Genomic DNA, 14,946 nt, shown 5'->3' with positions numbered 1-14,946 from the left:
GCGCTGCCGACACTCGTCGCAGGCTATGAAGGTCCGATTCACGCGGCAAGCCTTTGCCGAACGCGAAGCGATTTTCAACTACCTCGAAGAGCGATCACCTCAGGGCGCCTATTCAGTCACTTCCCGGATCCAAGCTGGGATTTCGCGTCTTGCCGAATTTCCGGAAAGTGGCCACGCGACCGACATCCCTGATGTTCGCGTTCTCTTCATAGGTCACTATCCCTACAAAGTTTTCTACCGCGCCCGTGCCGATGCAATCGAGATCCTGCACATCCGGCATACCTCAAGAAGGCCCGTTTCCTAGGTGCCGTCATTGGCACCCAGCGAGGCTTCGAACCCGCCGACAATTGGGAAGAGGCGCATTGAACATTCATCGCCTTCGTCATCCCAGGGCGAAGCAAGGAGCGAAGCGACGCGGCGCAGACCCTGGGATCCATGCCGTGACGCCAAAGCGCAGCGGCGGCGGAGATTTTTTCTGCGGCGCTGCAAGTCCGGAAACGTAACGGAATGGATCCTAGGGTCTTCGCTCCGCTTTGCGTCGCTCCGCCCTAGGATGACGAAGAGCTAAGCCGCCTCGGCCAGGCATTTCGCACACGTCCCGCGAAATTCTATCACCGCCTTCTTGGCGGCGAAGCCGGTCGAGCGCACCCATTCGTCGAGCCGGTGTCCGAGATCATGGTCGGAAAATTCGGTCACCTGCCCGCATGTGTCGCAGATGGCAAAGGCGGTCATCGAATGGCTGTGGTCGTGCGGTTCGGCGCAGGCTACAAAGGAGTTGAGGCTTTCGAGCCGGTGCACGAAGCCGGACTTCACCAGCGTATCAAGCGCGCGATAGACCTGCAGCGGTGCGCGAAAACCCCGCTCGCGAAGCTGGTCGAGCAACGTATAGGCACTGAGCGGACCACTGGCGGCCTCGAGTTTCTCGAGCACGCACAACTGGTTTTTCGTCAGCCCATCCCTTGCCGCCATGATCCTGTTTCCAACCCGTTTTGCGCCGGCTGCACGTCATTTCCGCATGCAAGCGGCTCCAGTTCTCTCCAGATAGCGACGAAGCGGCCTCTTTGCTACTGTTTCTGTGTCGGCATGGCCCAGAAGCCGGCCAACTCCGAGACATTGTTTGGCTATGCCAATTTTCGATGTCTACGCTGAAGTGATGCCCTGAGTCACTTCCGTGGCGGACCCTTGCGCTCGGCAGAGGCGGCCCACAGATTGATGTCGGCTTCGCGCGCGTAGGTGTCGATTTCGGCGAGTTCGGCATCACTGAAGTCGAGCGCCTTCAGCGCGCCGACGCAATCCTCGACCTGTTCCGGCCGGCTGGCGCCGATCAGCGCCGAGGTCACCCGGCCCTTGCGCAGCACCCAGGCCAGCGCCATCTGCGCCAGGGTCTGCCCGCGGCGTCCAGCGATAGCGTTCAGCGCCTTGATGTTGGCGATGGTCTTGTCGTTGATGAAGGCCGGCCGCAGCGACTTGCCCTGGCTGGCGCGGCTGCCCTCAGGGATGCCGCCGAGATATTTGTCGGTCAGCATACCTTGCGCCAGCGGCGTGAACACGATCGAGCCGACGCCGAGCCCCTCCAGCGTGTCGAGCAGACCATCGTCCTCGACCCAGCGGTTGAGCATCGAATAGCTCGGCTGATGGATGACGCAAGGCGTGCCAAGTTGCTTCAATATATCGGCGGCCTCGCGCGTGCGCTGCGAATTATAGGAGGAGATGCCGGCATAAAGCGCCTTGCCGGAGCGCACCGCCTGATCGAGCGCGCCCATCGTTTCTTCCAGCGGAGTATCAGGGTCGAAGCGGTGCGAATAGAAGATGTCGACATAGTCGAGCCCCATACGCTTCAGGCTCTGGTCGAGGCTGGCCAGCACATATTTACGCCCGCCCCATTCGCCATAGGGTCCGGCCCACATCTCATAACCGGCCTTGGTCGAGATGATCAGCTCGTCGCGATAGGATGAGAAATCCGTCCGCAGGATTTCGCCAAAAGCCGTCTCCGCCGAACCGGGCGGCGGGCCGTAATTGTTGGCGAGGTCAAAATGTGTGATGCCGAGATCGAAGGCCTTGCGCGCTATCGCCTGCTTGGTCCGGTGCGGCGTGTCGTCACCGAAATTGTGCCAGAGCCCGAGCGCGATCGCCGGCAATTTCAGGCCGGATCGCCCGCAGCGATTGTAGACCATGTTCTCGTAGCGGTTTTCAGCGGGCACATAAGGCATGGGGATCCTCAAATCATAAGCGAGCAGGCAGCTGCCATCGCGAAAAAAAGGTGAGTCGGCTCTGCCTCTCACCCTTAGCCTCTCGCCGTTCCAATGGGGAGAGGGTCGACATGTCGCAACCACTGAAGCGCTTAGAGGCTGTTAGGAAAGTCGCTCCGGCGAGTCATATGGTGGTGGTTTCGAGAACCGGAGCGGAGCGGACATTAGAGCGCCGCGCGTCCAATTGGACGCGCAAAGGACGCTCTAACACTTTGCATTTGCGCATGATCCTTTCCGGAAACCGAAATCGGTTTCCGGGGTCATGCGCTGGTCCGTGGGCCCGCATGATCCCTTCCGAAAATCGGAAAGATTTTCGGAAGGGATCATGCGCAAAATCAAAAGTGCTACAGCGTCCTTTGCGCGTCCAAAGGACGCGCGGCGCTGTAGGTAAGCGCAGAAACCGCCATCAGATGGCCGCCGGAGTAGAGTTTCCAAACAGTCTCCTGCACCTATTTCTTCTTCGCCGAAGGTCCTTTCTTCTTCGCCAACAGCCCTTCCGCATCCTTGACGCCCAGTGCCGCAGGCCGTTCGCAGGTGGTCTGCATGGCAACGAACTTTCCGCTCGCACCCGACCGCAACATGCCGGTCATCACATCGACGGCATGCAGCGCCAGTTCCATCGAGCAGCGATGCGGCCGGCCTTCCGCAATCGCCAGCGCCATGTCGGCGAGACCGGCGGTGCGGTAATTGGCCATCATGCCGTGCGAATGCATCTGGTTGGCCACGCCGAACGGATGCTTCCACTTTGGCAGCTTCTTGACCGGCTTGGCGGCGTCAGTGAAGCGAACGTCGCCGCCGAAGAAATTCGGATCCGGCAAAAACACCGTGCCCAATTCGCCGTAGAGTTCCATCGGCGCATGGCCATGGCTCCACACGTCCCAGCTGCTATTGAGCGTCACCACGGCGCCATTTTCGAACTCCATCACGCCGTGGATCGTCGTCGGCGTGGCGACCAGGATTCTTTCGCCCGCGCGCGGGTTCGAACTGATGGTGCGTTCTGTCGACGGGATCGAAGCGAAGGCCGCCACCTGCTTTACCGGTCCGATCAGCTGGATCAGATTGGTGATGTAATAGGGTCCGATATCGAGCACCGGACCAGCGCCGGGTTGGAAGAAGAAGTCCGGATTGGGGTGCCAGTGTTCCATTCCATGGCTCATCACGTGGCATGTGCCGCTGGTGATCTTGCCAAGTCTGCCTGTGTCGATCAGGTTTCGGACAAGCTGGTGCGCGCCACCGAGGAAAGTGTCCGGCGCCGAGCCGATGCGCAGTCCGTCTCTCTCCGCCAGTTTCTTCAGGTCCAGCCCTTCCTTGACCGACAGCACGAACGGCTTTTCCGAATAGACGTGCTTGCCGGCATCGAGGATCTGTTTCGACACCTCGTAATGCACCGCCGGAATGGTGAGGTTGACGATGATGTCGATGTCGCCGGCCTTGAGCAGCCCTTCGACTGTCTCGGCGCGCAGCTTGAACTCCTTCGCCCGCGCCTTGGCCGCATCCATGTCGATATCCGCGCAGGCGCGCATCTCGATGCCGCGAAATAGCGGCGCCAGTGAAAAATACGCTTTCGAGATATTGCCGCAGCCAATGACGCCGACCCCAAGTTTTTTTGCCATGCTGGTTTGCTCCTAATAGGTCTTGGCGGCTGCGATCGAGCGGCGGGCGAAGCGCTCGATATCGTTGGGATTGTCCTGTTCCATGACGTAGTATTTGGCGGCGCTGTTGGCGCGCAGCGCCTGGATCAGACCGGCCCAGTCGATCGTGCCGTGTCCGACATCGGACCAGCCGTCCTCGTCGAGGCCCTCGCCGGGCTTGGCGATGTCCTTGACATGGACGGCGGCGATACGTTTGCCATACTTCTCGATCCAGGGCAGCGGATCGCCGCCGCCGCGCACCACCCAGGCGACGTCCATCTCCCAGCCGATGTCGGGCGCTGCCGCCAGGATGTGGTCCTGCGGCACCGAGCCGTCGGCAAGCTGCTTGAACTCAAAATCATGGTTGTGCCAGGCAAAGCCGTAGCCGGCTTTGTCAACCGTCTCGCCGACCTTGGCCAGGCGTGCACCGAAGCTGCGCCAGCCGGCCGCGTCGGTCGGCCTGTTCTCGGCGACCAGATAGGGGCAGATGAGCAGCGTGATGCCGAGCGCGTCGGCGATTTTGCGCACGCCGTCAAAATCGTTCTCGAGCGCATTGATCGAGAAATGGCCGGTCGGCATGGCGAGCCCGTTCTTGTCGAGTTCGGCACGAATTGCCGTGGGATCGTCATAGACGCCGCCGAACCCCTCGACTTGCGCGTAGCCGAGCTCGCCCAGCATCTTGAGCACCCCTGCCCAAGGTTGGAAGTTGCGCGCGCTGTAAAGTTGGAATGACCAATTCATCGTCTCTGTCCGTTCTCTGGGGATGGATGTTTTTGAGGGTGAAATTCTCGGGGTGTTACAGGCGGGTGTTACAGGCGGTTGCCGGTTGCAGCGTCGAACAGTGAAGCACGCATCGGGTCAAAACCGATGCTCACGGTATCGGCGTTGTTTGGCGTGCGCTCAGATGTCACCCGCACGGTGAAATTCTGATTTCCGAGCTTCAGCCAGACCAGTGTGTCGGAACCCATGGGCTCGACGACCACGACATTTGCCGTGGCTGTGAACGGCCATCCGGAGCCGCTGTTGAACGCGACATGCTCGGGCCGGATACCGAACACCGCCGCTCCCGGCACCGGCTCCTTTTCAAAAGCGTAGGTGGCAAGCGGGATCCGCACATCCTCGACGGCGAAGTGCCAGTTGCCATCATTTTTCTCCAGCCGGCCATCGAGGAAATTCATCGCCGGCGAGCCGAGGAAGCCGGCGACGAAACGGTTGACCGGGCGATTGTAGATCTTCTGCGGTGCATCGAGCTGCTGGATGACGCCGCCCTTCATCACCGCGATGCGGTCGGCCAGCGTCATCGCCTCGATCTGGTCGTGGGTGACATAGATCATGGTGTTCTGCAATTTGCTGTGCAGCAGTTTTATCTCGACGCGCAATTCGGCGCGCAGCTTGGCGTCGAGATTGGAAAGCGGCTCGTCGAACAGGAAGACGTCGACATCGCGCACCAGCGCCCGCCCGATCGCCACACGCTGGCGCTGGCCGCCCGAAAGCGCCGACGGCTTGCGTTGCAGCAGCGGCTCGATCTGCAGGATCTCGGCGGCCCGCGCGATGCGCTTGGCGATCTCGTCCTTCGGAATGCCGGCAACGCGCAGCCCGAAGGACAGGTTCTTCTCCACCGTCATCTGCGGGTAGAGCGCATAGGACTGGAACACCATGCCGATGCCACGGTCCTTGGGCTCCTCCCAGGTAACGTTCTTGCCCTTGATGAAGATGCGGCCGTCCGAAACGTCGAGCAGGCCGGCGATGCAGTTGAGCAAGGTCGACTTGCCGCAGCCGGACGGCCCGAGCAGCACGATGAACTCGCCCTCGGCGACATCGATGTTGAGCGTTTCCAGCACCGAAATTGCGCCGAAATTGAGCGACAGGTCCTGGATCGAGACACTGGGATTTTCTAACCTTGTCATCATCATCCTTTCACCGCGCCGGCGGCGATGCCACGCACGAAAAGCTTGCCGGAAACGAAGTAGACGACGAGCGGTACGAGGCCGGTCAGGATGGTGGCGGCCATGTTGACGTTGTATTCCTTCACGCCTTGCACCGAGTTGACGATGTTGTTGAGCTGCACCGTCATCGGATAGGTGTCGGGGCGGGTGTAGACGACCCCGAACAGGAAGTCGTTCCAGATGCCGGTCACCTGCAGGATGATGGCGACGACGAAGATCGGCAGCGACATCGGCAGCATGATGCGGAAATAGATGCCCCAGAAGCCGGCGCCGTCGACGCGCGCCGCCCGGAACAGTTCCTCCGGCATGGAAGTGAAATAGTTGCGGAACAACAATGTCAGGATCGGCATGCCGAAAATGGAATGGACGATCACCAGGCCGCTCAGGCTGCCATAGAGGCCGATCTCGCGCAGGATGATGACAATCGGATAGATCATCACCTGATAGGGGATGAAGGCGCCGACGATCAGGATCACGAAGAAAGTATCGGCTCCCTTGAAGCGCCAGTTGGCAAGCGCGTAGCCGTTCACCGAAGCGATCGCGATCGACAGGATGACCGACGGGACGGTGATGCGCACCGAATTCCAGAAGCCGCGCGAGAGCCCGTCGCAATTGAGGCCGGTGCAGGCGCTGGACCAGGCCTTTACCCAAGGCTCAAAGGTGATCTCGAGCGGCGGCGAGAAGATGTTGCCGAGGCGGATCTCCGGCATGCCCTTGAGCGATGTCACCACCATCACATAGAGCGGCAGCAGATAATACAGCGCCACCACGATGAGCGTGCCATAGAGGAAGATGTTGCGGCGCGAGAACACATGCCGCGGCTTTGGCCCTCGCGGCCCGGATGCCTCAAGCCCGATAGAGCCCGTATCGGCAGGCAGGGGAACGGCAAGGTCAGCCACGCTTCTTGCCTCCGAATTCGAGATAGGCCCAGGGAACGATGACGACCACCACCGACAGCAGCATCATGGTCGAGGCGGCAAAGCCCTGGCCGAGGTTCTGGGCGAAGAACATGTAGTCATAGACATATTTGGCCGGCACTTCGGAGGCGATGCCGGGACCGCCGCTGGTCTGGGCGACAACCAGGTCATAGACCTTGACGATGCCGGCGGCGATGATGACCAGCGCGGTGATGAAGACCGGTCGCATCATCGGGATGATGATGAACAGGTAGGTTTTTAGGGTGGGTATCCCATCCACCCGCGCGGCCTTCCAGATATCCTCGTCGATGCCGCGCAGGCCTGCCAGCATCAGGCACATGATCAGCCCGGTGCCTTGCCAGAGCGCGGCGATCAAGATGCCGTAGATGACGATGTCGGAATTGTAGAGCGGATCGAAGCTGAAGCTTTCCCAGCCGAGGCCGCGCACCACCCCCTGGATTCCGAACTCCGGGTTGAGCAGCCACTGCCAGACAAGGCCGGTGACGATGAAGGACAGCGCGAAGGGGTAGAGGAAGATGGTGCGGAACGTGTCCTCGAAGCGGATCTTCTGGTCGAGCAGCGCCGCCAGTATGAAGCCGATGACCAGAGAGAACACCAGCGACAGCACGCCGTAGACCAGCAGGTTCTCGATCGAGACCAGCCAACGCGGCGTCGACCACAGTCGATAATACTGGTCGAGCCCGACGAAGTTCAGCCGCGGCAGCAGTTTTGAATTGGTGAAGGAATAGAGCACCGTCCACGCGCTGCCGCCGACGAAGATCACCACTGCGGTGAGGACCATCGGAACAGAGGCGACCTTGGCGTTAAGGTTGCGGAAGAGTTGGTTGGGGCGTTCGCTCTTGCTCATCTGCACAGCCGGGCTGGATCGGGTAAGGCCGAAGGGTCAGGGCCGAAGGGTCAAGACTTGACCCGGAGCTCCCGGCCCCGCGGTCGCAGGCCGGGAGCGAGCGGTTCGTCGATCGTCAGTCCGCTGAGGCGACGATGTCGGCGAAGCGCTTTTGCGCCTCTTCCACGGTCATGTCCGGCTTGGCGAAGAACTCGGAGAAAAGGTCCTCCTTCTGCTTTTGGGTGTCCTGCGACAGCAGCTGGTCCGTCCAGGGCATGACACTGCCCTTGGCCAGGATGTCGAGCCCTTTCTTCATGCAGTCGTTCGCCGCCTTGAGGTCGATATCGCCGCGCACCGGCAGCGAGCCCTTCTTGAGGTTGAAGGCGACCTGCGTCTTGGGATCGAGCAGCGTTTCGGCCAGCGCTTCCTGCGCCTTGGACTTTTCAGCGTCCTGCAGCAGCGGGAAGTAGAAGGCATCGCCGCCGGTGGCGATGACCTCGTTCAGGCCAAGGCCGGGAAGGCACGTATAGTCCTTGCCGGCAGTCTGCCCGGCAACCTGGAACTCGCCCTGCGCCCAGTCGCCCATGATCTGGCCGCCGGCTTTGCCGGAGATGACGAGATTGGTGGCCTGGTTCCAGTCCTGCACATTGGTGTTCTTCGCCATCTTGCGGGCATCGTCCGCGGCCTTGAACACCTTCGCGAGCTCAGGCCCGGCGGCGAATTCGGCATCCTTGTCGCGATAGACCTTCAAGAAAGCGTCCGTGCCGCCGACCGCCGTAAGCAGCACGTCGAAGGCGCCCGAGGATTGCCAAGGCTGCCCGCCGACCGCCAGCGGTATGATGCCTGCCTTCTCCAGCGCAGGGGCGGCCGCGACATATTCATTCCAATTCTTCGGCACCGGCACACCGGCCTTTTCGAAGGCCGCGTTCGACAGCCACAGCCACTGCCAGGAATGAATGTTGACCGGCACGCAATAGATCTTGCCGTCGATGGTACAGCCGTCGAGCAGGCTCTTCGGCTGCACGATTTCCGCCCACTTGTCCCTGGTGGCGAGCTCGGTCAAATCGCGCATCAGACCGGCCTGCACCAATTCTTCCGCTTGCCTTCCGTGGTTGAACTGGGTGGCGCCCATAGGGTCGCCGCCAGTGATGCGGCTGATCATGATCGGTCGCGCCGTGCCGCCGGAGCCGGCGATGGCGCCGTCGACCCAATGATTGCCTGTCGCGTCGAACGCCTTGGCGAATTCGGCGACCGCCGCCGCCTCGCCGCCTGAAGTCCACCAATGGGTGACTTCCAGATCCGTCGCTGCCGCCGGGCCGGCGAATGGCAGCGCGGTTGTCACTGCCAACGCAGCGGACATGATTTGGTATCGCATTTCGGCTCCTCCCAGAATCTGAAACGTTACAGATTTTCGATACGGCAATTGTTGAAGGCGCGCAACCCCCGTACAGGAACAGTTCGGCATTTTTTCGAACTGCGAACAAACTCGCCATGCAATGTCCGTCCACTGCACAGCCGCAAGACAGGTTGCATTGCAAAAATGATGCCACCATGCGTGAAATTCGGCAAAACCTTGTTCCGCGGGCAAGTCCTTGCCGACGCACACCGACTTTGCGTCGAACGGAGCGTCGGCTCATCCAAGTTAGCTTTACTGGCCGCTGCGCGATGGCAAGTGACAATCTGTAACGTTTCAGTGTATAGGGTGTTCATCAGGCGGGCGACCCGCCGATTGCCGACCTGCACGGCAACTGCTATGCGCCTGACGGGCGGGATGAATGGACAGAGATCAGACGGAAAAGGACGACGAGGCGTCGGGACTGGGCCGGCCGACATTGAAGACGCTTGCCTTCATGACTGGCCTCGGCGTCACCACCGTGTCGCGGGCGCTGAAGGACGCGCCCGAGATCGGCGCCGAAACAAGACGGCGCGTCCAGCTCGTCGCCAAGCAGATCGGTTACCGCCCCAACCGTGCCGGCGTGCGCCTGCGGACCGGCAAGACCAGCGTCATCAGCCTCGTGCTCAACACCGAGCGCGAGATCATGAGCTTTGTCTCGGATATCATCTACGGCGTCTCGGAAGTCATCGCCGACACACCCTACCACCTGATCGTCACGCCCTATTCACGCACTCAGGATCCCCTGGATCCGATCCGTTATCTGGTGGAAACCGGCTCCGCCGACGGCGTCATCATTTCGCGCACCCAGCCGAATGACCCCAGGGCCCGTTACATGCTGGAGCGTGGTATCCCCTTCGCCACGCATGGCCGCACCGATATGGGGCTGATCCACCCTTATCATGATTTCGACAATTACGCGTTCGCGACCGAGGCTGTGCGCCACCTGGCCGGCATCGGCCGCCGCCGGCTGGCTCTGCTGGCGCCTCCCGTCGAGTTGACCTACCACGGTCACACGCTGGACGGTTTCACCGATGCGCTGAGCGAGGTCGGCGCCAGCGAAATCCCGTTCAACACCGTTTCGATCGACCATTCGATCGAGCAGATCAGGATGAGGACGGCGCAACTGATGCGCCGGGACGTCAGGCCGGACGGTTTCGTCAGCAGCGCCGCTGCCGCGACACTCGCGATCGTCGCCGGCATCGAGGACGCCGGCCTCAAGCTCGGCCGGGACGTCGACGTGGTGTCCAAGCAGTCGTCCGACCTGCTGCACCTGTTCCGCAGGGAATTGCTGGTGGTCAACGAGAACTTCCGGCTGGCCGGCGCCGAGCTCGCCCGCTCGGTGCTGGGCTGGATCGGCGGCGCAACACCTGGCTCCTTGCAGAGCCTGAGCAAGCCGACCGGGGTTCTGGCCTATTGCCGTCCCGACTAGAGCGAATACGTCCAATTGAACCGGGCATCCCGCTTCATCTATTTGTCTTAGCCGCATTTCTGCGACGCCAACTGAGTCCACTTGGCTGCAAAATGCGCGCTGCTGACTGGCAGCCTTGGTGAAGGTTTTTCGATGCGGGCCGCGGCACGACGGTTGGGGCTGGATCGACATCGCCCCGCGTTGAAAAACCTTCACCTAGTCGGTCATCTGATGGGGGCCCCAGAGCCACCAAAGGCGGACGATCGACAGCTTTTTGAGGTGAGCGTGACGAGATTTCGTCAACGGGGGGATCCCGAAAGACGGCACCGACCCGAGAACAGTAGCTTTATCATTTTTTTGAATCCTGCGCGGTAAGGTTCCGCGCATGTGGTTGAAGACTTACTTGATCATCACCGGCGTCGGCGCGTTCGTGGCGCTGACAATGCCATGGCTGGTCATCATCGGCAGTTTCCTGATCATCCCGGGGCTCATCCTCGCGTCGATGCCAACGGCCTTCATGTATGGCGTCGCCTTCGCGCTGTTCCGCTTGCTGCTCGGACGTTTCCTTTCAGGGGTTCCTCTGAACGTCATGTCGGGCGCCGCGACGCTGGCACTGTTCTGGACCATCCCCCAGCCAGGCCTCACCTGGGCGAAGGGCATGCTGGCCAGCCTGAAGGAGCCGGACATTCAGTCGAGCGCACCGATTGCGCTCAAGGGCGACATTCTCCTCGCCCGCCCGTTCGAGGGCCGTTGCGATGCATTGTGCGCGGCCTTGCTCAAGACCCCGGGCGTCACTTCGGTCCGCGTCCAGACCCTTCGCGGTCATTCCAACATCTATCGCGTCGTGCCGGACTCGACGCCCGGCAAACGAAGCACCGTCATCGGGCATGGCCTGCTGGAAGAGCGGCGCTACGATGCCTCCGATCCGCTCGCCCCTCAGCGCGCGCTGGAAGCCGAATGGAACCTGATGTTGTCAGAGGGCAAGGCGCTGCTACAAAGCGACGACGCCCCCGAACCCGACTTCACCATCGCGATCGAGAACGGCCCCGCCGTGCCCGATGCCAAGCCCCGATCGGGACGGGTGGATTGGTCGCTCGAACCCTCCGCACCCCACCGCAAGGCGCTCACCATCACCGACGCCGGTGAACAGGTGCTGCTGCGGCAGTCGATCCTGTCAATCTTCGCCCCGGCGACGCCGTTGCTGATCGGGCCCTCTTGCGGGATCGAGAACTTCCGGTTCGGCTGGGCGCGTCGGCGGCTCGGTGACGGAAGGATGTACGCCGAGGTTCCGGTCAACCGGCTGCTACTCGACCACACCAGTGTTTCGCGCGGCGTGAATATGGAAGCGGCGAAAACGAGAACGCGCGAGGAACTGGCCAAAGCGCTCGACGATCCGCGTAAGCCGGTGAACGATCCCGCGTTCGCGCTCGCCAATCAGTGGATGGACTCGTTCCGCGCGAACGACCAGCCGCTCGGCGAGAGCGACCGGCGTCTGCTGGTTCGCATCTTGGAGGACCCGCGGGTGCGATCCTCAGACGGGCTGTGGGCGATCATCAAAGAGGTCGATGGCGACTCCGCCGATCTGCGGCGGCTCGCCGCCCGCCGCTACCTCGCGGCCACGACAAGAAGGAGGCGCGCAACTGGATCAATGTCCTGGCCGGCCTTCCCTTAGATGCATACGCCGATCCGCTGCCGGAAGAGCGCGCGATTCTCGCCGACCCGGCGGTCAGCCGCTTTGCCACCGGCCTGATCAAGCGCCATGGCGACCGCGGCGTCGATGCCGTGCCCGACCTGTTGCGACTGCTGCGCGAGTACTCCGTCTACGATCCGGGCAAGTATGGCTTCAGCGACCTGACCGCGGCTACCGATGCCGTGCGAAGCGGATTTCGCCGCATTGGCCCTGCGGCCTCTGTCGCGCGGCCTGAGATCGAGCAGCTCCTGGCTTCGCCGGGTCTGGAGTACCGCTACAAGACGCTCGGCCAGGAAGAATGGGACACGCTGCTGGTCGTACTCGGGAAGCCTGTCGAAACGCTTACCAAGCCGGAAAACCGAAGTGGAACCGACGCGAGGTACCGTGAGCGCGTCGCTCAACGGGCCGCCAAGCCTTGCGATCCGCGCCGGGATTGATCGCCGAAACGGGAAGAAGAATCTTCGGGGACAGAGCCGGCGACAGGATGGATGATGGGCTGGCCCGTCCGGGTGTCGCGCGGTCTGAGTGTCCGGATCGTTTTCTGTGTCGATCAATAGCTGCCATTCCGCTTTCCTCCAAAGTCGGATCGAGGCAGAGACCTGCTCCGGCTGGAAGCGGTCATTCAGCACTGCCGAACGACCGCCCCTAACGTCAGATCTCAGTCCGCTCGGCAAGCACGTCCTCGATATCGACACCAAGATAACGAACAGTGTTCTCGATCTTGGCGTGTCCCAGAATCTGCACAGCGCGCAGGTTGCCGGTGGCCGAGAGTTCGGAGGGATGATGATCCCCTTACTTCGGCGTACGGTGCAGAATTCTAGCAAGTGCAAGATATCGCTCTGAAGGGGACAGCGAACTTTCATGTTTCCCTGCGTCTTCGTGTTATTGTTGATACGAGGAGATTGCCCCGTGAGCGAGCACCGCAAGCTAGCCGCGATCCTTGCCGCTGATGTGGTCGGGTACAGCCGGCTGGCGAGCGCGGATGAAGATCGTACCTTGGCCCGGTTGCGGGCACTTCGTAGCGACCTGATTGACCCGACCATCGCCGTGTATAACGGACGTGTGGTCAAGCGCACAGGCGATGGTGCGCTGGTTGAATTCCGCAGTGTGGTAGATGCCGTGCGCTGCGCCGTTGAGGTGCAGAATGGCATGGTCGAGCGCAACGCCGGCGTGCCCGAGGACCGCCGCATCGAGTTTCGTATTGGGATACATTTGGGCGACGTGGTCGAAGAAAGCGACGGCGACCTGATGGGCGACGGCGTCAACATCGCCTCCCGTTTGGAGGGTGTCGCTGCCCCGGGCACCATCTGCCTATCCGAAGACGCCTATAGGCAAGTCAAGACGAGACTAGACGTTTCGGTCAGTGATCTCGGCGACACCCAGCTCAAGAATATTGCCGAGCCGATCCGGGTTTATTCACTCCGAATCGGCAACGCGGCTCACGCAAAGGCGTCGCCAACCCCCCAACCTTCGGAAGCTCTACTTTCGGCAGCGGCACCGCCTCGGTTATCGATCGCCGTGCTGCCCTTCGCCAACATGAGCGGTGATGCCGAGCAGGAATATTTCGCCGACGGAATCTCCGAAGACATCATCACAGCTCTCTCAAAGCTGTCGCAGCTGTTCGTGATCGCTCGCAATTCGTCCTTCACTTTCAAGGGCAGGAACGTGAACGTTCAGGAGGTGGGCCGGAACCTCGGCGTGCATTACGTGCTGGAGGGCAGCGTCCGCAAATCCGGCAACAGGGTGCGTATCACCGCACAGCTTATTGACGCGACCACAGGCGGACATCTGTGGGCGGAGCGTTTTGATCGCAACCTGACCGATATCTTTGCCGTACAGGACGACGTTACGCAGCAAATTATCGACGCGCTGGCGCTCAACCTGACAAAGGGCGACCAGCAGCGGGTCGCGACCGAGCAAACCGGCAACGCAGACGCGTATGACTGCTTTCTTCATGGTCGAGAGCAGCTATGGCGGTTCACGAAAGCGGAAAACATCAAGGGCCGGGAGCTGTTGCAGCGCGCCGTCGAATTCGACCCGAAATTCGCTCCCGCCTACGCGTTCCTCGCGTTCGCGAGCATACTGGACTATGCAAACCAGTGGAGCTCGTCGTGGTCGGCCGCAATGGCGCAAGCGGAAATGTTCGCGGCACGCGCTGTGACGCTCGACGATCGATATCCCTACGCGCATTGGGCGCTGGGCATCGTCGAATTGTATTCGCGACGGCATGAGGCGGCCATCTGTTCAGCCAAACGCTTGATCGGTCTTGCGCCAAATCTTGCCGAGGGGCACGAAAACCTCGGTTATGCACTCCATTATTCCGGCAACTCCGAGGACGCACTCCGGTGTTTCGACACGGCAATGGCCTTGAACCCGTATTATCCGGACGTGTACCTTCACTTCCAGGCGCAAGCGATGTTCCAGCTGCGCAGGTATGAAGAGGCAATTGGGATCCTGAGACGGCGACTTGTTCGTAACCCTTCCACCGACGTCTCACGCGTGCTCCTGGCGGCGAGCTACGGCCATCTGGGTCGGTTCGAAGAAGCCCGTCGCGAGTGGCAGGAAGCGTTTCGCGTCAACCCCCAATATTCTCTGGAACATCGCCGCAAAGTGCTGCCCTACAAGGATCCCAGTGATTTCGAGCTGATCGTGGAGGGCCTTCGCAAAGCCGGCCTCGTATGACAACCTCCGGTATTGCCTGCAGACTGCTTCGAAGGAACAGCAACGACCGCTGTGCGGCGCGTTGATCACTGGAGCGGACCGTTAGCGGTCGGTCGGCTTGCGGTGCAGGGGATAACGATAGCGGACATTCAACCTGCAAGGCCCGATGTCGTGGCCTGACCCGAGGACGAAGCCGCTCGC

13 protein-coding genes and 1 pseudogene are annotated in these 14,946 nt (G+C 61.3%); 5 read left to right on the top strand and 9 right to left on the bottom strand.

Going from position 1 to position 14,946, the window contains the following annotated elements; genetic code table 11:
* The first annotated feature begins 25 nt into the window (after positions 1–25).
* The gene (locus NMG80_RS08630) at positions 26–304 is read left to right on the top strand and encodes a type II toxin-antitoxin system RelE/ParE family toxin (RefSeq protein ID WP_254017730.1); all 279 of its coding nucleotides are present in this window, start codon (positions 26–28) and stop codon (positions 302–304) included.
* Positions 305–564: 260 nt separating this feature from the next.
* Here the strand turns inward: NMG80_RS08630 and NMG80_RS08625 are convergent, their stop codons facing one another.
* The 8 genes from NMG80_RS08625 to NMG80_RS08590 all read right to left on the bottom strand — a co-directional run bounded on the left by NMG80_RS08625 (position 565) and on the right by NMG80_RS08590 (position 8,965).
* Positions 565–969 carry a Fur family transcriptional regulator gene (locus NMG80_RS08625; protein ID WP_254017729.1) on the bottom strand — a complete coding sequence of 135 codons (405 nt, stop codon included), beginning with the start codon at positions 967–969 and terminating at the stop codon, positions 565–567.
* Between the two features lie 194 nt (positions 970–1,163).
* Positions 1,164–2,210 (bottom strand): L-glyceraldehyde 3-phosphate reductase, encoded by a 1,047-nt coding sequence (mgrA, locus tag NMG80_RS08620; RefSeq protein WP_254017728.1) that lies wholly within the window; start codon positions 2,208–2,210, stop codon positions 1,164–1,166.
* A 488-nt stretch (positions 2,211–2,698) separates the two neighbouring features.
* Positions 2,699–3,862, bottom strand: coding sequence for a Gfo/Idh/MocA family protein (locus NMG80_RS08615; RefSeq protein ID WP_254017727.1), 1,164 nt, complete (start codon positions 3,860–3,862; stop codon positions 2,699–2,701).
* A gap of 12 nt (positions 3,863–3,874) precedes the next feature.
* Complete coding sequence (locus NMG80_RS08610; protein WP_254017726.1) at positions 3,875–4,621, bottom strand: sugar phosphate isomerase/epimerase family protein; 747 nt, start codon at positions 4,619–4,621, stop codon at positions 3,875–3,877.
* A 68-nt stretch (positions 4,622–4,689) separates the two neighbouring features.
* On the bottom strand, positions 4,690–5,787 hold the full coding sequence (locus NMG80_RS08605; protein WP_254017725.1) for an ABC transporter ATP-binding protein: 1,098 nt from the start codon (positions 5,785–5,787) through the stop codon (positions 4,690–4,692).
* A gap of 2 nt (positions 5,788–5,789) precedes the next feature.
* A complete protein-coding gene (locus NMG80_RS08600) occupies positions 5,790–6,725 on the bottom strand; it encodes a carbohydrate ABC transporter permease (RefSeq protein ID WP_254017724.1) in 936 nt (311 codons plus the stop codon).
* Positions 6,718–7,611 carry a carbohydrate ABC transporter permease gene (locus NMG80_RS08595; RefSeq protein ID WP_254017723.1) on the bottom strand — a complete coding sequence of 298 codons (894 nt, stop codon included), beginning with the start codon at positions 7,609–7,611 and terminating at the stop codon, positions 6,718–6,720. The genes NMG80_RS08600 and NMG80_RS08595 overlap by 8 nt, the downstream gene beginning before the upstream one ends.
* A 115-nt stretch (positions 7,612–7,726) precedes the next feature.
* Entirely contained in the window at positions 7,727–8,965 is a 1,239-nt protein-coding gene (locus NMG80_RS08590) for an ABC transporter substrate-binding protein (protein WP_254017722.1), read from the bottom strand.
* A 400-nt stretch (positions 8,966–9,365) separates the two neighbouring features.
* Here NMG80_RS08590 and NMG80_RS08585 point away from each other — a divergent pair, with 400 nt between their 5' ends.
* The 3 genes from NMG80_RS08585 (at position 9,366) to NMG80_RS37780 (ending at position 12,521) form a co-directional block, all read left to right on the top strand.
* Positions 9,366–10,415, top strand: a complete 1,050-nt coding sequence (locus NMG80_RS08585; protein ID WP_254017721.1) for a LacI family DNA-binding transcriptional regulator — start codon at positions 9,366–9,368, stop codon at positions 10,413–10,415.
* Between the two features lie 382 nt (positions 10,416–10,797).
* Positions 10,798–12,066: a hypothetical protein gene (locus NMG80_RS08580; protein WP_254017720.1), complete on the top strand. Its 1,269-nt coding sequence runs from the start codon at positions 10,798–10,800 to the stop codon at positions 12,064–12,066.
* 110 nt (positions 12,067–12,176) lie between these two features.
* Complete coding sequence (locus tag NMG80_RS37780) at positions 12,177–12,521, top strand: hypothetical protein (protein WP_436798568.1); 345 nt, start codon at positions 12,177–12,179, stop codon at positions 12,519–12,521.
* A 214-nt stretch (positions 12,522–12,735) separates the two neighbouring features.
* Here the strand turns inward: NMG80_RS37780 and NMG80_RS08570 are convergent.
* Positions 12,736–12,846, bottom strand: a pseudogene (locus tag NMG80_RS08570) (integrase); the annotation flags it as partial.
* Positions 12,847–12,993: 147 nt separating this feature from the next.
* On the opposite strand from NMG80_RS08570, the gene NMG80_RS08565 reads away from it, so the two are divergent.
* Positions 12,994–14,766: an adenylate/guanylate cyclase domain-containing protein gene (locus tag NMG80_RS08565; RefSeq protein WP_254017718.1), complete on the top strand. Its 1,773-nt coding sequence runs from the start codon at positions 12,994–12,996 to the stop codon at positions 14,764–14,766.
* Positions 14,767–14,946: the final 180 nt, after the last annotated feature.

This window comes from Mesorhizobium escarrei (genome assembly GCF_935825525.1).
Classification (GTDB): Bacteria; Pseudomonadota; Alphaproteobacteria; order Rhizobiales; family Rhizobiaceae; genus Mesorhizobium; species Mesorhizobium escarrei.
This window is presented reverse-complemented; position numbering and strand designations above follow the sequence as displayed.